General features: G+C 71.3%; 18 protein-coding genes and 4 pseudogenes. 6 read left to right on the top strand and 16 right to left on the bottom strand.

All coding sequences use genetic code 11. The features are described from left to right. Positions 1-42: 42 nt before the first annotated feature. Positions 43-996, bottom strand: a complete 954-nt coding sequence (gene rpsB / locus AB0K37_RS29680) for a 30S ribosomal protein S2 (protein ID WP_363986574.1) — start codon at positions 994-996, stop codon at positions 43-45. Between the two features lie 389 nt (positions 997-1,385). Here rpsB and AB0K37_RS29675 point away from each other — a divergent pair, with 389 nt between their 5' ends. Next, complete coding sequence (locus AB0K37_RS29675; RefSeq protein ID WP_363986572.1) at positions 1,386-2,084, top strand: M23 family metallopeptidase; 699 nt, start codon at positions 1,386-1,388, stop codon at positions 2,082-2,084. A 197-nt stretch (positions 2,085-2,281) separates the two neighbouring features. Here the strand turns inward: AB0K37_RS29675 and AB0K37_RS29670 are convergent, their stop codons facing one another. After that, on the bottom strand, positions 2,282-3,193 hold the full coding sequence (locus AB0K37_RS29670) for a tyrosine recombinase XerC (RefSeq protein ID WP_363986571.1): 912 nt from the start codon (positions 3,191-3,193) through the stop codon (positions 2,282-2,284). Between the two features lie 154 nt (positions 3,194-3,347). Between AB0K37_RS29670 and AB0K37_RS29665 the strand changes: the two genes are divergently transcribed. The 4 genes from AB0K37_RS29665 to AB0K37_RS29650 all read left to right on the top strand — a co-directional run bounded on the left by AB0K37_RS29665 (position 3,348) and on the right by AB0K37_RS29650 (position 7,522). After that, positions 3,348-3,701, top strand: a complete 354-nt coding sequence (locus tag AB0K37_RS29665) for a YraN family protein (RefSeq protein ID WP_345175011.1) — start codon at positions 3,348-3,350, stop codon at positions 3,699-3,701. Beyond that, positions 3,702-5,252 carry a YifB family Mg chelatase-like AAA ATPase gene (locus AB0K37_RS29660; RefSeq protein WP_363986568.1) on the top strand — a complete coding sequence of 517 codons (1,551 nt, stop codon included), beginning with the start codon at positions 3,702-3,704 and terminating at the stop codon, positions 5,250-5,252. After that, complete coding sequence (gene dprA / locus AB0K37_RS29655; RefSeq protein ID WP_363986566.1) at positions 5,249-6,460, top strand: DNA-processing protein DprA; 1,212 nt, start codon at positions 5,249-5,251, stop codon at positions 6,458-6,460. The genes AB0K37_RS29660 and dprA overlap by 4 nt, the downstream gene beginning before the upstream one ends. 873 nt (positions 6,461-7,333) lie before the next feature. Next, positions 7,334-7,522: a hypothetical protein gene (locus AB0K37_RS29650; protein WP_363986564.1), complete on the top strand. Its 189-nt coding sequence runs from the start codon at positions 7,334-7,336 to the stop codon at positions 7,520-7,522. Between the two features lie 236 nt (positions 7,523-7,758). Here AB0K37_RS29650 and AB0K37_RS29645 read toward each other — a convergent pair whose 3' ends face one another. The 14 genes and pseudogenes from AB0K37_RS29645 to ftsY all read right to left on the bottom strand — a co-directional run. Next, positions 7,759-8,073: a DUF2469 domain-containing protein gene (locus AB0K37_RS29645; protein WP_185023091.1), complete on the bottom strand. Its 315-nt coding sequence runs from the start codon at positions 8,071-8,073 to the stop codon at positions 7,759-7,761. After that, positions 8,070-8,816, bottom strand: a complete 747-nt coding sequence (locus AB0K37_RS29640; protein WP_363986563.1) for a ribonuclease HII — start codon at positions 8,814-8,816, stop codon at positions 8,070-8,072. The genes AB0K37_RS29645 and AB0K37_RS29640 overlap by 4 nt, the downstream gene beginning before the upstream one ends. A 913-nt stretch (positions 8,817-9,729) precedes the next feature. Continuing rightward, complete coding sequence (lepB, locus tag AB0K37_RS29635) at positions 9,730-10,611, bottom strand: signal peptidase I (protein WP_363986561.1); 882 nt, start codon at positions 10,609-10,611, stop codon at positions 9,730-9,732. Positions 10,612-10,779: 168 nt separating this feature from the next. After that, positions 10,780-11,130, bottom strand: a complete 351-nt coding sequence (rplS, locus tag AB0K37_RS29630) for a 50S ribosomal protein L19 (protein ID WP_149257798.1) — start codon at positions 11,128-11,130, stop codon at positions 10,780-10,782. A 118-nt stretch (positions 11,131-11,248) separates the two neighbouring features. Further along, positions 11,249-11,812, bottom strand: a pseudogene (locus AB0K37_RS29625) (tRNA (guanosine(37)-N1)-methyltransferase TrmD); the annotation flags it as partial. A 348-nt stretch (positions 11,813-12,160) separates the two neighbouring features. Then, positions 12,161-12,373 (bottom strand): annotated as a pseudogene (locus AB0K37_RS29620) (tRNA (guanosine(37)-N1)-methyltransferase TrmD); the annotation flags it as partial. Next, positions 12,370-12,882: a ribosome maturation factor RimM gene (rimM, locus tag AB0K37_RS29615; RefSeq protein ID WP_363986558.1), complete on the bottom strand. Its 513-nt coding sequence runs from the start codon at positions 12,880-12,882 to the stop codon at positions 12,370-12,372. The gene rimM and the pseudogene AB0K37_RS29620, both read right to left, overlap by 4 nt. An 11-nt stretch (positions 12,883-12,893) precedes the next feature. Further along, a complete protein-coding gene (locus AB0K37_RS29610) occupies positions 12,894-13,136 on the bottom strand; it encodes an RNA-binding protein (RefSeq protein ID WP_021598307.1) in 243 nt (80 codons plus the stop codon). Between the two features lies 1 nt (position 13,137). Further along, positions 13,138-13,587 carry a 30S ribosomal protein S16 gene (gene rpsP, locus AB0K37_RS29605; protein WP_345174994.1) on the bottom strand — a complete coding sequence of 150 codons (450 nt, stop codon included), beginning with the start codon at positions 13,585-13,587 and terminating at the stop codon, positions 13,138-13,140. A 766-nt stretch (positions 13,588-14,353) separates the two neighbouring features. Next, positions 14,354-15,931 carry a signal recognition particle protein gene (ffh, locus tag AB0K37_RS29600; protein WP_363986556.1) on the bottom strand — a complete coding sequence of 526 codons (1,578 nt, stop codon included), beginning with the start codon at positions 15,929-15,931 and terminating at the stop codon, positions 14,354-14,356. A gap of 87 nt (positions 15,932-16,018) precedes the next feature. Then, positions 16,019-18,469, bottom strand: coding sequence for a [protein-PII] uridylyltransferase (locus tag AB0K37_RS29595; protein WP_363986554.1), 2,451 nt, complete (start codon positions 18,467-18,469; stop codon positions 16,019-16,021). 8 nt (positions 18,470-18,477) lie between these two features. Then, positions 18,478-18,816 carry a P-II family nitrogen regulator gene (locus AB0K37_RS29590; RefSeq protein WP_141577570.1) on the bottom strand — a complete coding sequence of 113 codons (339 nt, stop codon included), beginning with the start codon at positions 18,814-18,816 and terminating at the stop codon, positions 18,478-18,480. Further along, on the bottom strand, positions 18,813-20,156 hold the full coding sequence (locus AB0K37_RS29585; RefSeq protein ID WP_363986552.1) for an ammonium transporter: 1,344 nt from the start codon (positions 20,154-20,156) through the stop codon (positions 18,813-18,815). The genes AB0K37_RS29590 and AB0K37_RS29585 overlap by 4 nt, the downstream gene beginning before the upstream one ends. A 181-nt stretch (positions 20,157-20,337) precedes the next feature. After that, a pseudogene (ftsY, locus tag AB0K37_RS29580) lies at positions 20,338-21,210 on the bottom strand (signal recognition particle-docking protein FtsY); the annotation flags it as partial. On the opposite strand from ftsY, the pseudogene AB0K37_RS29575 reads away from it, so the two are divergent. Then, positions 21,204-21,297: pseudogene (locus tag AB0K37_RS29575) on the top strand (ABC transporter ATP-binding protein); the annotation flags it as partial. The pseudogenes ftsY and AB0K37_RS29575 overlap by 7 nt on opposite strands.

The following is a 21,297-nucleotide window of genomic DNA, read 5'->3' as shown; positions in this document are numbered from 1 at the left end:
GCGCCGGGGGCCGCCGGGTCGCACCCCCCCGGGACCGCGGGATCAAGCCTGCTCGGCCTCGGCGGCCTTCGGGGCCTCCTCGGCCGGAGCGGCCTCGGTGGCCGCGGCGGCCTCCGCCGGAGCTTCCGCCGGAGCCTCGGCCGGCGCCTCGGCAGCGGCCTCGGTCTCGGTCTCGGCCGGGGCCTCCGCGGCGCCGTCGGCCTCGCCGGGCTTCAGCAGGTTGCGCTCCCACTCGGCCAGGGGCTCGCTGCCGGCGGCCGCCGCACCCTCCGCGGGCTTCTCGTCGCCGCCGGAAGCGGCGCCCGCACGGGCGATGAGGCCGTCCGCGACGGAGTCGGCCACGACGCGGGTCAGCAGGCTGACGCTGCGGATGGCGTCGTCGTTGCCCGGGACCGGGTAGTCGACCTCGTCGGGGTCGCAGTTGGTGTCGAGGATGGCCACGACCGGGATGCCCAGCTTCTTGGCCTCGTTGACCGCGATGTGCTCCTTCTTGGTGTCCACGATCCAGATGGCGCTCGGAACCTTCGCCATGTCGCGGATACCGCCGAGGGTGCGCTCCAGCTTGTCCTTCTCGCGGCGCAGGCCGAGGAGCTCCTTCTTGGTCATGCCGGAACCGGCCACGTCGTCGTAGTTGATCTCCTCCAGCTCCTTGAGCCGGGTGAGCCGCTTGTGGACGGTGGAGAAGTTCGTGAGCATGCCGCCCAGCCAGCGCTGGTTGACGTAGGGCATGCCGACCCGGGTCGCCTGCTCGGCGATGGACTCCTGGGCCTGCTTCTTGGTGCCGACGAACAGGATCGTCCCGCCGTGGGCGACCGTGGCCTTGACGAACTCGAACGCGCGGTCGATGTAGGACAGCGACTGCTGCAGGTCGATGATGTAGATGCCGTTGCGCTCGGTGAGGATGAAGCGCTTCATCTTCGGGTTCCACCGGCGGGTCTGGTGGCCGAAGTGGACGCCGCTCTCGAGGAGCTGCCGCATGGTGACGACGGGTGCCATTGCCCGTGTTCTCCTTCTCTGACCCTGTCGGGCCGCATTTGGTTATCTGCCTGCGCCCGGGTGCTGTCCCACCGTCGCCGAGGCGACGGACCGAGGGACTGCGCCCCACCAGGTTCGCGGTGGCATGCGGACGCGTGAAATCAGCCGCCGGGATACCTCCAGGCGGCTGTGACCCGTTGCCGGGTCTGGGTCCGGTCCGCTCTGGGAGCGGCTTCTCACCGCCCGCCCTGGAGCGGAACGACGACGGCCTGGCCCTGACCGGTGCCCTCTCGGACACCCCTACAGATTATCAGGGCGCGAAGGTGGCCGGGCCTCATCGATTCCCGCGGTTATCCACAGTTGGCGAACCCCGTCGACGAGCCGTGCCGGCGGCGGGCAGGGTTCGGTCCATGACCGTGTTCTCGCTGCTCCTCACCTGCATGATCGCCATCGGGTCGCCCGGCCTGGACGCCTGGCGGTGGCCTTTAGGCCCGCCGGCGCCGCGGGTGGTGCGCGGCTTCTCGCCCCCGGCCGTCCCTTGGGGCGCGGGCCACCGCGGCGTCGACCTCGCGGCGCGTCCGGGGCAGGCCGTCTACGCCGCCGGGCCCGGTCGCGTCGCGTACGCCGACGATCTGGCGGGACGCGGCGTCGTGACGATCGACCACGGCCTCCTGCGGACCACGTACCTGCCCGTCCGGCCCAGCGTCCGCACTGGTCGGCGCGTCGCGTCCGGCACCCGGATCGGCGTCCTGGAGCTGGGGAAGCTCCACTGCCCCGTGACGTGCCTGCACTGGGGCCTGCGCCGTGGCGCCCTGTACCTGAATCCGCTCAACCTCGTCCAGCGCCAGGTGCGTCTCCTGCCTCTGTGGCGGCCGCCCACACCGTCGGCGGCGCCTCGTCCCCTTGCTTCGCCCTCTCCGCAGCCCAGAATGGCCCTGCGCGACGCCGCCACGGCCACGGGCGGAGCAGTGTCGGGCATGCTCCTGTCCCTCGCCCTGGCCTTCGTCTGGCGTCGAACCCGCCTCCGCTTCCGATGGCACCGCCGCCGCCGTCAGCCGCCGGGCGTCATCAACCTCTCCCAGGAACGCCACCTACGCCGCGCTCCCTGACCGGCCCCGTTCCGCCGCCCGGCTCCACCCGAGCCGGGCGGCCAGGTCCCCTGCAGCACGACCCACCGTGCGCCGCGGTCAGATCACCACACTCATCCCAAGATCATTCAGCTGTAGACCACCCGGGTGCTCCGCATCTGAAACACGCCCTAGTCCTGCGTCGGCGTAAACGAGGCTCCGTTCGCCCCTTCTCGTGGCTAGTCGGAGCGGGCGCCGCGGGGGTGGGCTTGGCGGTGGACTTGCTTCAGGCGTTCGGCTGATACATGCGTGTAGATCTGGGTCGTCTGCAGGGACGCGTGACCGAGGATCTCTTGGACGCTGCGCAGATCGGCGCCGCCTTCGAGAAGGTGGGTGGCGGCCGAATGGCGTAGACCGTGCGGACCGAGGTCGGGAATCTGTCCTACCTCCGAGATCCGCGTGTGGACGATCCGCCGAGCGCTCGTCGGGTGCAAGCGGCCTCCGCGTGCCCCGAGGAAGAGAGCGGGGCCGCTGTTCCGGGTCGCGAGTTCTGGGCGTCCGGCACGCAGCCAATCCTGGACGGCGCGGACGGCGGGCTCTCCTAGAGGAACCGTGCGCTCACGCCCGCCTTTACCCAGCACTCGAACGGTCCCCCGGTCGGTGTCCAGGTCATCGATATCGAGCCCGCAAAGTTCGCTCACACGGACACCCGTGCCGTAGAGGACCTCTAGGACGGCCAAGTCGCGAAGTCCCACGGGCCCTTCGGCGTCCACTGTGTCCAGGAGATGCGCCGCATCGTCCTGGGTGAGGACGGTAGGGAGATCACGCCGTCGTTTAGGCGTGCCCAGCAGCAGACCAGGGTCGTTCTCAAGGAGCCGCCGCCGGCGCAGATGGCGGGTGAACGCGCGGACTGCTGCCGTCCGACGAGCCAGGGTCGCCCGCGAGCGGCCAAGCGCATGCTGACGGGCGAGCCATGCCCGTAGCACCGAGACATCCAGTTCGGTCGGCTCCGTCAGGCCGGCGAGGGCGGCATAGGCGCAGAAGTCGGCGAGATCCCCAAGATAAGCCCGCAAGGTATGGGGCGAGACGTCCCGCTCGGCGCGCAGGTGACGGCCGAACTCGGCGACGGCGTCCTCCAGCGCGTTGGTCACAGCGTCACGCTGCGGCAAGGCCCCGTCCGAAGCAAGCACCGAACCCCGGTTTCGAGCGAATCACCCGGAAGCTCCCCCGCGTTATCCACAGAACGTCGTTCTCCGACTACGGTCCGCGAGTCTCCGGCACTGTCGAAGTCCGGAGGTGAGGCCCATGACTGCCCACATCAACCTCGGCCGCCGCGGTGAGGACGCCGCCGTCCGGTACCTGACCGGCCTTGGCTGGACGATCCTCGACCGCAACTGGCGGTGCCCCGAAGGGGAACTGGACATCATCGCCCATGACGGGCGGCGGCACGTCGTGTGCGAGGTGAAGACCCGCCGGTCCGCCCGCTTCGGTGATCCCTTCGACGCGATCACCGTCGACAAGGCCGCCCGGTTACGGCGGCTGGCCTGGCGGTGGGCCGCCGCGCACGGCGTCAGCGGTGCGCCCATGCGGGTGGACGCGCTCGGCCTGATCGGCGACGGCGACGACTTCGCGATCGATCACCTGAAGGAGGTGTGCTAGATGACGCTGGCCAGAACGCGCTCGGTCTCCCTCGTCGGCGTGGACGGGTTCGTCGTGGACGTCGAGGCGGCCATCACCAGCGGCGTCCCGGGGCTGCACCTCGTCGGCCTCCCTGACACGGCCCTCAGCGAGGCCCGCGACCGCGTCAGGGCGGCGATCTTCAACTCCGGTGAGGACTGGCCCAACCGCCATGTCACGGTCTCGCTGTTCCCGGCGAGCATGCCGAAGAAGGGAGCGACCTTTGATTTGGCCATAGCAGTTGCCCTGCTCGGGGCCGCAGAGGTGGTCCCTCCGCGCAGCTGCGCGGAGATGGTGCTGATCGGCGAGCTGGGCTTGGACGGGCGCGTACGTCCCGCCCAAGGCGTGCTGCCCGCGGTGCTGGCCGCCGCGAACAGCGGGTACCGCACGGTCGTCGTTCCGCGCGCCAACGCCGAGGAGGCCGAACTCGTCCCTGACACGAAGGTGGTGCCCGCGAGCACGCTCCGGGGGCTGCTGTGCTTACTGCGCGACGAGCCACCGCCCTTCGAGGAGGACGAGGAAGACTCTCCCGCGCCCTATAAAGGCTTCGGCCTACGGCTACAGGACATCCCGCCCGATCTGGATCTTGCCGACGTCCGGGGCCAGGCCGAGGCACGCCGCGCACTGGAGATCAGCGCCGCGGGAGGGCACCACCTGTTCTTCGCCGGTCCCCCGGGCTGCGGGAAGACGATGCTCGCGGAGCGGCTCCCGACGCTGATGCCTCCCCTCGAACCGGAAGTCGCCCTTGAGGTCACCGCGATCCACTCCGTCGCCGGGACCCTCCGGCCAGGCCAGCCCCTGATCACGCAACCTCCGTTCTACGCGCCGCACCACACGGCCTCCCGTGCCTCGATGGTCGGCGGAGGCTCGGGCCGCGTGCTCCAACCAGGCGCGGTCTCTCTGGCCCACCGGGGGATCCTTTTTCTGGACGAGGCGCCGGAGTTCATCGCCGGAACACTCGACGCCCTGCGGCAACCGCTCGAAGAAGGCGAGGTGCGAATCAGCCGCATCGAGGGCATCGCACACTTCCCCGCCCGGTTCACCCTCGTCCTCGCAGCGAACCCGTGCCCGTGCGCCGCGGCGAAACAGATCGACTGCTCCTGCGCCCCGGGGGTCCGCCGCAAGTACGCCAGCCGGGTGTCCGGCCCGCTGCTCGACCGCATCGACCTCAAACTGGAGCTCACCCCGGCCAGCCGCGCCGAGCTCCGCTACGACCTGGAGTTCGCCGAGTCGAGCAAGGTGGTGGCCGAACGGGTCATGCTGGCCCGCGAACGAACGATGAGACGCCTGGCCGGCACCCCATGGCGGTCCAACTCCGAAGTTCCCGGTCCGGAACTGCGCCGCCGCTTCACGCCGCCTCAGGAGGCGATGCACGGCGCTGACGAAGCCCTCCAACGCGGCACGCTCAGCGCACGCGGCCTCGACCGGATACTGCGGGTGGCCTGGACCATCGCTGACCTGGCGGGCCACGACGAACCCGGGCCGGACGACGTCGGCGGCGCGCTCACCCTCTGGTCCGCGGGGCGCCAATGAGCGACGAGCGAACCGCCCGCGCCACCCTGACCGCGGTCGCGGAACCCGGCGACGACTTCCTCAACCGGATGATCGACCACTGCGGCCCCGAGGGCGCGCTGGAGGCCATCCGGACCACCCGGCTCCCGCAGGGCATGTCAGCCACCCCTCAGGAGGCCCGGCGTCTGGACAACTGGCGGATCCGGCTCATCGCAGCGGAGCCCGACCAGGACATGGCCGTCTGCGCACGGTTCCGCGGCCGCCTCATCTGCCCGGGAGATCCCGAATGGCCGACGACCCTCGACGATCTCGGCGCCGGCCGCCCGTACGCCCTGTGGCTGCGCGGCCCCGGCGACCTGCGGTACAGCTGCCTGCGTTCGGTCGCCATCGTCGGTTCCCGCGCCGCGTCCCCCTACGGGCTGCGCGCCGCCGCCGACTTCGCCTCCGAACTCGCCGACCAGGGCTGGTCGGTGATCTCCGGCGGCGCCCTCGGCATCGACGCGGCGGCCCACCGCGGCTCCCTGGCCGCCGACGGCCCGACCGTCGCGGTCCTGGCGAACGGCGTGGACGTCCCCTACCCGGCGTCCAACGAGGGGCTCTTCGCCGAGATGGCGCGGCGCTCGCTCCTCGTGAGCGAGTCACCGCCGGGCACCCACCCGCACCGCCTCCGCTTCCTCGTCCGCAACCGTGTGATCGCGGCCCTTTCCCGGGGCACGGTCGTCGTCGAGGCGGAAGCACGCAGCGGCGCACTCAACACGGCCAGCTGGGCGGCCAAACTCGGCCGTGTGGTCATGGCGGTGCCAGGCCCGATCACCTCTCGCTCCTCCATCGGCTGCCACCGTCTTCTGCGCGAGGAGGGCGCCACCCTCGTGACCCGCCCCGAGGAGATCGTCGAGGCCGTCGGCCGCATCGGCACCGACCTGGCCCCACCGCCGGCCACCCCCATCCTGCCCCGCGACCGTCTGGAACCGGTCACCCGCTCCGTCCTGGAGGCGTTTCCGGCCCGCGGCGCGGCCGGACCCGCCCAGCTCGCCGTCAGGGCGGGCGTGGACCTGAACACCGTCAACGCCAAACTCGGCCTGCTCGCCGCAGGCGGATTCATCGAGCGCACGCCCGCCGGCTGGCGCCTGACGAAGTCCGGCAGGTCGAACACTCCGCCGCCCACACAGGCGGCCGACCCTCCCGACCTCCCCCGCATCGGAAACGACCACCCCCTGGAGCCTCGATGAGGAGGACGTCCGACCGCGGAGCCTTCACCCTCCACCGAAGACCAAACCTCCTGAGGCGCCTCCCGCGCCGTGCTTCAGCGAAAGGCACGCAGCACCAGCGCGGCGATCCGGTCGAAGGGCCTGCGTGCCGCGACCCAGCCGGCGGGTTGACGCGCAGGCCACGTGCCTCGTGCCAGGCACGCCAGCAGCAGCTCAGTGAACCCAAGCCGCGAACCTGAAGAGGGCCCAGCACAAGCCACGCTCGCCACACCGACACCCAAAGCCCAAGCCGACACCCAAAAGCCCAGGCCGATACCCGAAGCCCAGGCCGATGCCCCAAACCCAGGCGGATCCCCGAAGCCAGGCCGATGCCCCGATCGGGCAGGCGCGGTCGGCACAGGGCGCGCCGCTGTACGAGGTGGTGTCGTGCGGGGTGGAGCCCCGGACAAGCGCCGGCGGACGCCTAGTTCGCGGTGGCGGTGCGACACGGACTGGAGGCCGCGGACACGGTGGTGGTGCCGGCGTCGCACCTGCTGGACGAGAGCCGTCCCGGGCAGGAGCCGGGCCTCGGCGGCCGCCGGGGGCGCGGCGCGCGGGTGGTGTCGGTGTGCACGGGCAAGCCCAGGTCGAAGCCCGATGTCCAGTCGAAGCCCGAAGCCCAGGTCGATGTCGGGGGGGCCGTCCCGCCTGGGGCGAGAGGGATCGCTCGAACAGCAGGCCTTGTCGGGCGGCATCGTCCCCGGGTGATGCCGAGCGTGCAGCAGGACGCCGAGTCGGCAGCCGATTCTCGGCCCGGGCACAGAATCCTTGCGCCGCAGAACTTCACGATGACGTGCACGACCAGGCAGTGGCTGGGCAAGCGGAGCCGCCCGATGACGTCCAGCTTCCCTCAACGTGACGGTGCGGTTCCCCGCCGGCGCGCTCACGGTGGTGACCAGTGTGGCCGGCGGGCAACAGGCGGGCCTGCAGGCGCAGTGCCTCGACGAGGCGGCCGGCGCGGCCTCGACGGTGCCGGCGACCGCATCCGGAACGGCCTCGACGGTGCGGCAACCGCATCCGGAACGGCCTCGGCGGTGCTGCTGACCGCATCTGGGGTGGCCTCGCTAAGCGGAAGCGGTGCTTGCGCAGCGTGTGGCGCCGAGGGCGGCCAGGCAACGGCCTTCCGTCGGCCAAGACCCCGAAGATGAGCCGTTCCCACTGCCGGCGACTCACCCGAGGGGCGCTCGCACGATGAAGGATCGGCCTGGCTGGGACGAGGGCGCCCTCTTGCTCCAGCGATCACCAACTCAGCGGAGGAAGCCGTCGTGGGTGTGGACGGACTACTGCTCGGCGGGGAGTTCGAACTCGCTCTTCGCCAACTCCTCGACGTTGACGTCCTTGAACGTCACGACTCGAACGTTCTTGACGAAGCGGGCCGGACGGTACATGTCCCAGACCCACGCGTCCTGCATGGTGACCTCGAAGAAGACCTCGCCGTTGTCGACGCTGCGCACCTGGAGGTCGACCGAGTTCGTGAGGTAGAACCGGCGCTCGGTCTCGACGACGTAGCTGAACAGCCCGAGGACGTCGCGGTACTCGCGATAGAGCTGCAACTCCATCTCGGTCTCGTACTTCTCGAGATCCTCCGCGCTCACGCTCGTGCCCCTTCCGTGCGGCCCTCGTCGGGGAGCTCCCCCTCGGTCTCCTCCTCCAGGACCACATCTCCATTGTTGCGCAAGGCACGCCCGACATTGACGTAGGAGAAACGATGCTCAGGACATGGACCGTGCACTTCCAGCGCCCTGCCGTGCGCACGGGTCACATAGCCCTTGTGAACATCGAAGCCGTACTCGGGATACCGCTCATGGAGCTCCACCATGATCCGGTCCCTGGTGACCTTCGCGATGATGGAGGCCGCCGCGACGCAGGCCGCGACCTGGTCGCCTTTGATCATGGGGAGGCCGGGCACGTCCAGCCCCGGCACCGCGAACCCGTCACTGATCACGTACGCGGGACGCTTGTCGAGGGCGGCCAGCGCCCGCCGCATCCCGGTGATGTTGCATCGGTGCAGGCCCAACCGGTCGATGTCATGGCACGGGATGACGATGGCGCTCCACGCGTGGGCTCGCTCAGTGATCTCGGTGTACAGCCGCTCGCGGCGCGCCGGTGTGAGCAGCTTGGAATCCGTGAGGCCGTCGATCTTTCCTCGCCCGCCCTGAAGGATCACCGCGCCGACGACCATCGGCCCCGCGCAGGCCCCCCGCCCCGCCTCGTCGACGCCGGCGACAGGGCTGAAGCCCGCATGGGCGAGAGCCCGCTCGTACGCGAACAGTCCTGCGTCCCGGCGCGGCGTGAAGCGGAGTGGACGACCGTTCATGCTCCGCAGCGTACGTCCCACCGTGCCCCGACCGCTCCCCGAACGCCACGCTTACTGCCGTATGCCGCACCACACCGAAAACCACCCAAGCCAGAAGGCAACCCCACGTCCTCTCCGCCCCAGTACCGCACCATTCCCACCCGGTGACCGCTCGACATCGCGACGAGGGAACTCCAGCACGCTCACCGCCAGCCGTAGAACTCCTGCGGGATGGACAGAGAACCCACCCCTTCGTCCCGCCCCCTCCGTCGGTAATCGCCTCGACGTCGGCCTGAACTGCCCCGCCAGGGCCCGCCGCACGGTTTGCGGCTCCAGAGCCGGAGATCGCCGCATGTTCGGCACCAACATTCCCCGGTGCGGGCCCCGTGGGGACCGTCTCCGCGTCGCACCGAGCTAACCCACCGTGGCCAGTCGCGCGGTGTGCGGTTCCAGAGGCCAGAGTGGCCGCGTTTCGTGGCCGACGAGCCCGATCGACTCAAAGGCCTCCGTCGGGGACCGCCTCGACGTCGGCCTGAGCTGCTCTGCCAGGGCCCGATGCACGGAGTGCCGCTTTGGAGTTCGGAGCTGCCGCATCTTCGGCACCTACATTCCCCGGTGCGGGCCGCCGTGGGGGATTGTCTCCGTGTCGCGCCGAGGCGAACCCACCGCGGCCGGTCGCGCGGGGTGCGGTTTCAGAGGCCCGCGTCGGCTTTCGCGACTTCCTGACCAGCGACGCACAGGGTCGCCGCGTTTTCGTGGGTGACGAGCCCGATCGGCTCAGCCTCCGTTGGGGACCGCCTTGATGTTGTGGCGCGTGGCTGGGCGGTGTGTGGTTTCAGAGGCTGGGGCGGTCACGGGCTGATGGGACCGCCGCGACGCCGTCGCTCCGAACCCCGCTCGGCGAGCGGTCTACCGGCAGGTCGGTCTCCTCCTGCAGCGGTTTTGCTGGAATTCGTCAGGGTTTGGCGTAGTGGCGGCGTCTGAAGTACGCGAGAGGTAGGGAGCAGAGGATGCCCAGGGCGTAGGGGGCGGCGGGGAGGGCGGCTGCGCCGGCCTTTTCCAGGGCGGGTTGTTTGAAGGTGGCCGGGATCGGCAGAGTGCCCAGGCGGTCCAGAGGCCAGACGATGACGAAGGCGCGGCCGATGACGCGGTCGACCGGGATGGTGCCGCCGCCCGGGTCGCCGCGGTGGGAGCGGGAGTCGTACGACAGTTCACGGTGATCGCCCATCACCCAGAGCTGACCCGGCTTCACGGTGACGTCGAAGGGGTCGTTGGACGGCTTGTTCTGCTCGTGGGTGATCGGGTCGGTGAAGATGTAGGACTTCTCGTCCAGGGGGACCCCGTTGACGGTGACGCGGCCTTGCGCGTCGCAGCACTTGACGTGGTCGCCGGGGATGCCGATGACGCGCTTGATGTAGTCCTTCTCGTTGGGCGCGACGCCGAAGGCGGTGCCGACGGCGCGCAGGGCCTTGGAGACGGGATTGCTGGGCTCGTTGACCTGGACTTCGGGGTCCCAGGAGTCGAGGCCGTTGAAGACGATGACGTCACCGCGGGCGATGTCCCGGGTGTGGTAGACGATCTTGTTGACCAGGACGCGGTCGCCGACCTGGAGGGTGTTCTCCATGGAGCCGGACGGGATGTAGAACGCCTGCACCGCGAACGCCTTGATGACGAGGGCCAGCACGACGGCGACCACGATGAGGACGGGAAGCTCTTTCCAGAAGGAGCCCTGCTTCTTCTTTCGCTTGCCGTCTTCTTCGGAGTCGTCGGCCGTTTCATCGGCCGAGTCCACGGGCTCCTTCTCTTCGGGCACCGCGCCCTCGGCTTCGGATCGCACGTCTCTCCGATCGTCCTCGTCAGTCATCAGAGCGAAAGCCTAGCGGCGCGATGCCCATGGGACGCCGCGCGTGGGCGTGTCGCCGACGGCCAAGCCGATCATCTCCGTCCAGAACGGGCAACGCCCCGGGCACCGTCGCCGGTTCCCGGGGCGTCGTGGTCCATCGGCTCAGTGCTCGCGCTTCTCCTTGATGCGCGCGGCCTTGCCGCGCAGGTTGCGCAGGTAGTAGAGCTTGGCGCGGCGCACGTCGCCGCGGGTGACGACCTCGATCTTGTCGATCGAGGGGCTGTTCAGCGGGAACGTCCGCTCGACGCCGACGCTGTAGCTGACCTTCCGGACGGTGAAGGTCTCGCGGGCGCCGCCGCCCTGCCGCCGGATCACCACGCCCTGGAAGACCTGGATTCGGCTCCGGTTGCCCTCAGTGACGCGCACGTGCACCTTAAGCGTGTCGCCCGGACGGAAGTCCGGGACGTCGGCGCGCATCGCGGCCTTCTCGATCTCCTGGATCAGGGTGTGCATCGCAGCGGTTCCTCGTGGTCGAACGCGGGCGTCGAGAGGCCCCGGTGGGTCTTTCGTGGGGGCGTCGCGCCGCGGAAAGTGGTCTTGGGGTGCCGTGCGGTCTGGACGCACGGACGCCTTAGTCTGCCATATCTTCGCCGTCAACCGGAAAACCGGCCTCGCGCAGCACGGCGCGGTCGTGCTTGTCGAGAGCCTCCGGCGCGAGGCGGGAGAGCAGTTCGGGGCGGTGGCGGGCCGTCCGGCGCAGCGCCTCGTCGCGCCGCCAGCGGGCGATCGCGCCATGGTGACCCGAGAGAAGAATGTCCGGAACAGGCCGCTCTCGCCAGACGGGGGGCTTGGTGTAGACGGGGCCTTCGAGGAGCGACTCCATCGCGCCCGGGGCGAAGGAGTCGTCGGCGACGGAGTCGGCGTTGCCGAGGACGCCGGGCAGGAGGCGGCCGATCGCCTCCACCATGACGAGGACGGCGACCTCCCCGCCGGCGAGGACGAAGTCGCCGAGACTGACCTCGTCCACCGGCATCCGGGTGCGGGCCTCCTCGGCGACGCGGGAGTCGATGCCCTCGTAGCGCCCGCAGGCGAAGATCAGCCACGGTTCCGCCGCGTACCGCACCGCGTCCGCCTGGGTGAACGGCCGCCCGCTCGGCGTCGGAATGATCAGCCGCGGCACCGCCCCGGCGGCGGCGTGCGTCTCGGCTTCCGGCCCCCCGGCCGATTCCAGTCCGGACGCGCCGGGTGAGCCCGCCTCCGGCTTCGCCGACGGGTCCGTGCCGAACGCGTCAGCGGTTTCAGCCCTGTACGCGCCGGGCTGCGGCTCGAATGCGTCTTGTGAAGCCAATCCGGATGCGCCCGGTCGGCTTGTAGCGAGTCGTCCTCTTGTGGACGGGTCTCCCCCGCCGTGTGAACCCGCGCCGGAGGCGTCTCCTGGCTCAGCCGGGGGCGTCTCGCCGAGCACGGGTGGAGCGGAAGGGCCGCCGACCGTCGGGGACGCGATCGTCCCGGGTGGAGGGCCCGAAACGCGGGGCACCAGGGTGTCGAGGGCCTCGCCCCAGGGGTCGGGCTTCATGACCATGCCGGGACCGCCGCCGTAGGGGGTGTCGTCGACGGTGCGGTGCCGGTCGTGGGTCCATTCGCGCAGGTCGTGGACGCGGACGTCCAGCAGTCCGGCGCGCCGGGCCTTGCCCAGGAGAGAGATGTCCAGGGGGGCGAAGTACTCGGGAAAGATCGTGACTATGTCGAGTCTCATGATTCGTCGAGCAGTCCGGGGGGCGGATCGATGACGAGCCGCCCCCCGGGAACGTCCACCTCGGGGACGAGCGCGGCCACGAACGGGACCAGCTTCTCGCCCCCGGCCCCGCGTACGACCAGGAGGTCCTGGCCGTGGTGCAGGACGTCCGCGACCTGGCCGACCTCGGCCCCGTCCGTGGTGACCACGGCAAGTCCGAGCAGTTCCTGGTCGTGGAAGTCGTCCGGGTCGGCGGACGTGGTGATGTCACCGGGATCGACGACGAGCCACGTGCCGCGCAGTTCCTCCGCGGCGTCGCGGTCGCCGATCCCGGCGAAGCGCACGAGCAGGCGTCCCGAATGCCAGCGTTTCCGCTCGATGGTGAGCGGACCGGCGGTGACGGGGTCGGTGGCGATCGCCGTGCCCGGGGCGAACCGGGACTCCGGCTCGTCCGTGCGGACGTCGACGGCGACCTCACCGCGAACCCCGTGCGGCCGTCCGATCCGTCCCACCACGAGCGGTTCGCTCATCGGGACGCCACTCAGCGGACCTCGTTGACGTCGAGCAGGTCGACACGCACGTAGCGGCCTCCGGAGAGGGCGCTGATCACCGTGCGAAGGGCCTTGGCGGTGCGACCGCTTCGGCCGATGACCTTCCCGAGGTCCTCGGGGTGCACGCGCACCTCCAGGACCCGGCCGCCCCTGATCCTGCGGGCGCGAACCCGGACGTCGTCCGGGTTCTCGACGATCCCGCGGACCAGGTGCTCGAGCGCTTCTTCGAGCACGTCAGCCCTCGCTCTTGGCTTCGTCGGTCTCGGTGGCCTTCGCCTCGGTCTTCTTCGGCTCGGCCTTCTTCTTGCCGCGGGTCGCGGTGCCGGCGGCCTCGTCGTCGCCCAGCGACTCCTTGACGGCGGCCTCGAACGCGGCCTTCTTGTCGGCCTTCGGCTCGGCGACCTTGAGGGTGCCCTCGGCGCCCGGCTCGCCCTTGAACTTCTGCCAGTCGCCGGTGATCTTCAGCAGGTTGAGCACGGGCTCGGTCGGCTGCGCGCCGACGCCCAGCCAGTACTGCGCACGCTCAGAGTCGATCTTGATGAGCGAGGGCTCCTGCTTGGGCTGGTAGAGCCCGATCTCCTCGATGGCCCGCCCGTCCCGCTTGGTGCGGGCGTCGGCGACGACGATCCGGTACTGCGGGTTCCGGATCTTCCCCAGACGCTTGAGCTTGATCTTGACTGCCACGGGTGTGGTGTACTCCAACTTCATCACTGGATGGGCGGGCCCGCGCCAGGTGGGGAACACCGGCTCACGGCCGCCCGATGGACTCCGGCCGCGCAGGACGAGAGAGGGCGCCTCGCGATTCCGGGTTTCCAGCCTGTCATTCTGCCAGACGTTCGCCGCGAAAGCGCAATCGCGCGGCCCGGGTGTCGCCCCTCCGCCTCAACACCCCGGCCACCCGCATGCCGCACGCCTCCTCAACGCCCCCGCGCACCCCACCAGGTGGCCGACTCCGGACGCCGCGCATCGACGCGTCCACCGCACTTCCCGGCAGGCAAGGCCGCTGCGCGAGAGCCGCACACCAGGACAAGCGCCCTGGCCAGCCCGCCGCCGCGCGCGTAGACGGACGTCCGACCGCCGCGCGCGTCCGGCGTCCGCGGGCCGCCGAGGCCAGATCGGCGATGCTCGGAGGCGCGGCGCCGCAGGCGCCCCCAGAGGCGCCGGGCTGCGCCCATCCGTAGATCTTTTGTCTCACCTGCGATTGGCCGCTCTGCGAAAACCCCACGCGCCACGACTCACAGTCCGGCGTATCGCCCGGAACCCGTCCATGGATTGCGGAGCGGGCGTGGTTGGCGCAGAGCCGAACGTGCGTCTGGGCGTATCCCTCTTCTGGCCAGGCGTTGCGTGCTGGGCCTGGGGTGGTCAAGAGGGCGCCGGGTTCGACTCCAGCCTCGACGGACCCGCCGCAGAGGTCTTGCTTGGTCTCTGCGACGGGGCCATCGAGGACGGGCTACTTCTTTTTGCGGCTCTGGAGCTTGTTCAGGTCGGGCATCTGGAAGCCGGGCGGGAGCTGACCGCCGCCCAGGCCGGGCGGGAGCTGGCCGCCGCCGAGGCCGGGCGGGAGGCCCTTCGGCATGCCCTCGGCCGCGGGGGCCTGCTCCTGGGGGGCCTTGCCCGCGGCGCGCTTGCGGGGGTCGCCGCTGCGCTGCTTGCCCTTCTTGTTCTTGGCCGCCTTCGCCGCCTTGGCCGCCTTGCGGCGGCCGCCGGGCATTCCGGGCAGGCCCATGCCGCCGGCCATCTGGCGCATCATCTTCTGCGCGTCGAAGAACCGGGTGACCAGGCTGCTGACCTCGCCGACGCCGACGCCGGAGCCCTTGGCGATGCGGGCCCGCCGCGAGCCGTTGATGATCTTCGGCTGGGCGCGCTCCTGCGGGGTCATCGAGCGGATGATCGCGGCGATGCGGTCCAGGTCCCGGTCGTCGATCTGGCTGATCTGGTCGCGGACCTGGCCCATGCCCGGCATCATCCCGAGCAGGTTCCCGATCGGGCCGAGCTTGCGGATCATCATCATCTGCTCGAGGAAGTCCTCGAGCGTGAAGTCCTCGCCCGAGGCGAACTTGCTGGACATCTTCTCGGCCTGCTCGGCGTCGAACGCCTGCTCGGCCTGCTCGATCAGGGTGAGGATGTCGCCCATGTCGAGGATCCGGCCCGCCATGCGGTCCGGGTGGAAGACGCTGAAGTCCTCGAGCTTCTCGCCCGTGGAGGCGAACATGATGGGGCGTCCGGTGATGTGCCGGACGGACAGGGCCGCGCCGCCGCGCGCGTCGCCGTCGAGCTTGGTGAGGACGACGCCGTCGAAGCCGACGCCGTCCATGAAGGCCTGGGCGGTGTTGACCGCGTCCTGGCCGACCATGGCGTCGACGACGAACAGGATGTCGTCGGGCTGGACGGCGTCGCGGATGTCGACGGCCTGCTGCATCATCTCGGCGTCGATGCCGAGGCGGCCGGCGGTGTCGATGACGACGACGTCGTGCTGGGCGTGCCGGGCCTGGTCGATCGAGCGGCGCGCCACGTCGACCGGGTCGCCGACGCCGCTGCCCGGCTCGGGCGCGAACACCGGGACCCCGGCCCGCTCGCCGACGACCTGGAGCTGCTGGACGGCGTTGGGACGCTGGAGGTCGGCCGCCACCAGCATCGGCGTGTGGCCCTCCTGCTTCAGCCAGCGGGCCAGCTTGCCGGCGAGGGTGGTCTTGCCGGCGCCCTGCAGGCCCGCGAGCATGATCACGGTCGGCGGGGTCTTGGCCAGCCGGATCCGCCGGGTCTCGCCGCCGAGGATGGTGATGAGCTCCTCGTTGACGATCTTGACGACCTGCTGCGCCGGGTTCAGCGCCTGCGAGACCTCCGAGCCCTGCGCCCGCTCCTTGATCTGCGCGATGAAGTCCTTGACCACGGGGAGCGCGACGTCGGCCTCGAGGAGCGCGATCCGGATCTCGCGGGCCGTCGCGTTGATGTCGGCCTCGGAGAGCCGGCCCTTGCTGCGCAGCGACGAGAAGACCGTCGTCAACCGGTCGGAGAGCGTCTCGAACACGTGTCTGGCCCGTCCTTGGAAAGCTTCTGGGATCGCCTATCAGCGTATCGGGTCACCGGGCGAGCCCCGCCCCCTCTGGAAACCCGTTCAGTGGAGGGTTCTCAGGACCCGGGTCCGGACGGCGGCCAGCGCGTCGGGGTCGTCGAGCGGGCGGCCGTGATCGTCCACCACGTAGAAGACGTCCACGGCCTCGGCGCCGAGGGTGTCCACCTGGGCGGCGCGGACCTGGAGGCCGCAGGATCCGAGCGCCTGCCCGACGCGCCACAGCAGTCCGGGGCGGTCGTGCGCCCGGACCTCGACGACGGTGGCGGTCCGCGACGCGTCGTCCACGATCATGACGCGCGGGGGCGGCACCGTGCCGCCGGGCCGGATCCGGACCGACCGCGCCCGCCGTTCGAGGCGCTCGGCCACGTCGAGGCGCCCGGCGAGCATCCTCCGCAGGTCCGCCTCCAGGCCGGCCGGGTCCGGCGGGGTCCCGTACTCGGGAACGGCCGTGAAGTCCAGCACCGCCGTCTGGGCCGGCGAGGCCGCCGGGGAGGAGATCACGCGCGCGGTCTTCACGGCGAGGCGGTGCAGGGCGAGGACGCCGGCGGCGCGCCAGAGCAGTCCCGGGCGGTCGGGGGCGGCGATGGTGATCCGGGAGCCCGTGACGCGGACGGCGGCGCCGTCGTGGCGGGCCAGGGCGAGGTGGTCGGCGGTGAGCGCGGGAGCGGGCGGGGGCGTGCCGCCGGAGAGCGCGGCGGCGGCGCGGCGGGCGAGTTCGGCGACGAGGCCGGCCTTCCAGGCGCCCCAGGCGGCGGGGCCGGTGGCGCCGCCGTCGGCGGCGGCGAGGGCGGCGAGGAGGTCGACGACCTCGCGCTCGCGGCCGGGCGCCCCGGACACGGCGGCGACGACGGTCTGGACGGTCACCGGGTCGTCGATGTCGCGGCGGGTCGCGGTCTCGGGGAGCAGCAGGTGGTGGCGGACGAGCGTTTCGAGGACGCGGACGTCGTCCTCCGGGAGGCCGAGGCGGGCGCCGATGTCGCGGGCGATGACGGCGCCGGAGGTGGAGTGGTCGCCTGTCCCGCCCTTGCCGATGTCGTGCAGGAGGGCGCCGATCAGGAGCAGGTCGGGACGGGCCACCTCGCGGGTCAGGGCGGCGGCGCCGGCGGCGGTCTCGACGAGGTGGCGGTCGACGGTGAAGCGGTGGACGGGGTTGCGCTGCGGGCGGTTGCGGACGCGCTCCCAGTCGGGCAGCAGCCGGACGATCAGCCCTGCCTGGTCGAGGGCCTCCCAGACGGCGATGGCGGGGGGACCCGCGCCGAGCAGGGAGACGAGCGCGTCGCGGGCCTCGGCGGGCCAGGGGACGGGCGGGAGGGCGGCGTGCTCGGCGAGCCGGGCGACCGTGGCGGGGGCGAGCGGCAGGCCCGTCTGGGCGGCGGCCGCGGCGACGCGCAGGACGAGGGCCGGGTCGTTCAGGTCGGCGTTCCGCGCGAGGACGACCTCCCCTTCGTGCTCGACGGCGCCGTCCCCGACGGGCCTGCGCTCCACACCGCGCCGGCCCGCGGTCTGCGGGGCGCCGGGGGGCTGCCGGTGCCTGGCCCTGGTGTAGTTGTCGACGCGCCGCCACAGGTGGGACGCCCCGTAGGTGACGGTGCGCGCGGCTTCGACGATGGAGCGCTGCAGGACGTCGGCGTCCGGGAGGCCGAGGGTGCGGGCCACGGCCTCCTGCTCCTGGAGGACGAGCCGGTCGGTGGAGCGGCCGGTGACCTGGTGGAGCGCATGCCGGATGTCGAGGAGGAGGTCGTGGGCGGCGCGGACCCGGGCGTCCGGGGCGGAGGCCACCCAGGACGCGGCGACGGCGTGCATGACGTGGACGTCCCGCAACCCGCCGTGGGCCTCCTTCAGGTCGGGTTCGAGCAGGAACGCCAGTTCGCCGTGGGTCTCCCAGCGCTCGCGGCACATCGCGGAGAGCTCGGCCAGCCGGGTGGGCGCGTCTGCGCGCCAGTCGGCGAGGACGGCGGCGCGCAGTTCGTCGACGAGGGCGCGGTCTCCGGCGATGCGGCGCGCCGACAGCAGGCCGAGGGCGGCCTTCATGTCGCCTCGCGCCACGGTCTGGGCCTCGGCGACGGTGCGGACGGAGTGGTCGAGCCGAAGCCCGGAGTCCCAGACCGGGTACCAGACGCGGTCGGCGATCGCCGCGACGCCGGCCAGACCGCGATGCAGCAGGACGAGGTCGAGGTCGCCGCCGGGTGTCAGTTCGCGCCGGGCGTGGCTCCCGACCGCGACGAGCGCCACCCCCTCCGGCATCAGAGTGTCGCTCGTTGCGGAGGCACCATCCTGCGGCCCAGCAACTTGCAAGCCGCGTTCTCGCCGCGGGGGTTCGGTCCCGGGGTCGGGCGGCGCGGGGGCCAGGAGGGAGGCCAGCCAGCGGTCGAGGTCGGCGGCGCGGGCGGCGCGGGCGGCGGCCAGGGCGGCGCGGGCCGGGTCCGAAGCGGCGCCGCCGGCCGGAGCGGGCGCGGGGGCCCGGTCTCCGGCCGGCGGGTGGGCGAGGGTCACCGTGCTCCCTAGAGCGCTTCCGGTCCGGTCTCGCCGGTGCGGACCCGGACGACGGTGTCGACCGGCACGGCCCACACCTTCCCGTCACCGATCTTGTCCGTGCGGGCCGCCTTGACGATCACGTCGATGATGTCGTCGGCGTCCTCGGCGTCGACCAGGACCTCGACGCGGAGCTTGGGCACCAGGTCGACCTGGTACTCGGCGCCCCGGTAGACCTCGGTGTGGCCCTTCTGCCGCCCGTAGCCGCTGGCCTCGCTGACGGTCATCCCCTTGACCCCGAAGGCCTCCAGGGCCTTCTTCACCTCGTCCAGCTTGAACGGCTTGATGACCGCCGTGATGAGCTTCATCCCTTCGCCTCCACCTTCTTCGCCGGGACGGCCGGGGCGGGCGCCGCCGCGGTCGCCCCGGAACCGATGCCCGCGCGGATCGCGCCGAAGTCGTAGGCGGTCTCCGCGTGCGCCGTGCTGTCGATGCCGGCGGCCTCGTCGTCCTCGCTGATCCGGAAGCCCATCACCAGGTCGATCACCTTGGCGATCACGTAGGTGACGACGAAGGAGTAGGCGAGCGTCGCCAGGACGGCGACGGCCTGCTTGCCGAGCAGCGCGAACCCGCCGCCGGCGAACAGCCCGTCGGCGCCGGCGTCGTTGACGGCGGTGGTCGCCAGGAACCCGATCAGCAGGGCGCCGACGATGCCGCCGACCATGTGGACGCCGACGACGTCGAGCGAGTCGTCGTAGCCGAGCTTGTACTTCAGGCCGACCGCGAACGCGCACACCGCGCCGGCGACCAGGCCGAGGACGATCGCGCCGAGCGGGGTGACGAACGCGCAGGCCGGGGTGATCGCGACCAGCCCGGCCACCACGCCCGAGGCGATGCCGAGGGTGGTGGACGCGCCGTCGCGCAGCTTCTCAACGACGATCCAGGCGAACGCGGCCGCGCAGGTGGCGACGAGCGTGTTGATGAACGCGACGGCCGCGGTGGAGCCGGCCGACAGCGCGGACCCGGCGTTGAACCCGAACCAGCCGAACCACAGCAGGCCGGCACCGAGCAGGACGAACGGCAGGTTGTGCGGCCGCATCGGCTCCTTCGGCCAGCCCTTGCGCTTGCCGAGCACCAGCACCAGGGCGAGCGCGGCGACGCCGGCGTTGATGTGGACCACGGTCCCGCCCGCGAAGTCGAGCGCGCCGAGGTGGAACAGCCAGCCGGACTTGCCGCCGTCCTGGCCGTCGGACCACCACACCCAGTGGGCGATCGGGAAGTACACCAGCGTCGCCCAGACCAGGGTGAACACCACCCAGGCCCCGAACTTGGCACGGTCCGCGATCGCGCCGCTGATCAGCGCGACGGTGATGATGGCGAACGTCGCCTGGAACGCCACGAAGACCAGCTGCGGGATGCCCGTCCCGTCGTCGGCCGTGGCCGCGTTCTCCAGGCCGACGAGCCCCCAGTCGCCGAAGCCTCCGATGAACGAGCTGAGCCCGCCGCCGTCGCCGAAGGTGAGGGAGTAGCCGTAGACGACCCACGCCATGCCCACCACGGCGATGCTGACGAAGCTCATCATCATCATGTTGAGCACGCTCTTGGCCCGGCTCATGCCTCCGTAGAAGAAGGCCAGGCCCGGTGTCATCAGCAGGACGAGCGCTGTGCTCGTCAGCATCCAGGCGGTACTACCGCTATCGATCTTCATCTCTGAGCGCGTCCCTCCTCGCCAGGAACTTCGAACTGCTCAGAGACTCTGGCGCGGCCGTTTCGCCCGGTATGCCGCTACGTTTCCGCCATGTGAAACCCGACTTCGGCGTGTTTCGCCGCTGTTTCCAAATCCTCACATGCCGTATTTACGCGGCATTCGGGCCGGTTCGACGGCCGGTTCAGTCGCCGAGGATCGCGTCCACGAACGCCTCCGGCTCGAAGGGCGCGAGGTCGTCCGGCCCCTCGCCCAGGCCCACCAGCTTCACCGGGACGCCGAGCTCGCGCTGCACCTGGACGACGATGCCGCCCTTGGCGGTGCCGTCCAGCTTGGTGAGCACCACGCCGGTGATGTTGACCACCTCGGCGAAGACCCGGGCCTGCTGCATGCCGTTCTGGCCGGTCGTCGCGTCCAGGACGAGCAGGACCTCGTCGACCGTGGCCTGCTTCTCCACCACCCGCTTGACCTTGCCGAGCTCGTCCATCAGCCCGGTCTTGGTGTGCAGCCGGCCCGCCGTGTCGACGATCACCACGTTGACCTTGGTGTCGATGCCCTGCTTGACGGCGTCGAACGCGACGCTGGCGGGGTCGGCGCCCTCGTCCTTGCGGACGACCTGCGCGCCCACCCGCGTGCCCCACGTCTCCAGCTGGTCGGCGGCGGCGGCGCGGAAGGTGTCGGCGGCGCCCAGCAGCACGGTGTTGCCGTCGCCGACGAGCACGCGGCCGAGCTTGCCGCACGTGGTGGTCTTGCCGGTGCCGTTCACGCCGACGACCATGAGGACGGCGGGACGGTCGCCGTGCGCCTCGGTGTGCAGCGAGCGGTCGATGTCCGGGCCGATCTGCTTGATCAGCTCCTCCTTGAGCATCGCCCGCACCTCCTCCGGGCTGCGCGTTCCGAGGACCTGGACGCGCGTCCGCAGGTCGTCGGTGACCTGCCGGGCCACCGCCGTTCCCATGTCGGCGGCGATCAGGGTGTCCTCGATCTCCTCCCAGGCGTCCTCGTCGAGGGTGTCGCGCGACAGCAGGACGAGGAGGGTCTTGCCGAAGCTTCCTCGACGAGCCCACCACCGGGCTCGACCCGCAGGCCAGGCACGCCACCTGGGAGCTCATCGGCGAGCTGCGCGCCGCCGGGGTCTCGGTCG

The sequence above is a fragment of the Actinomadura sp. NPDC049753 genome (assembly GCF_040674655.1).
GTDB lineage: Bacteria > Actinomycetota > Actinomycetes > Streptosporangiales > Streptosporangiaceae > Spirillospora > Spirillospora verrucosospora.
Note: the sequence above shows the minus strand (reverse complement) of the source record. Positions and strands in the feature narration are given on the sequence as shown.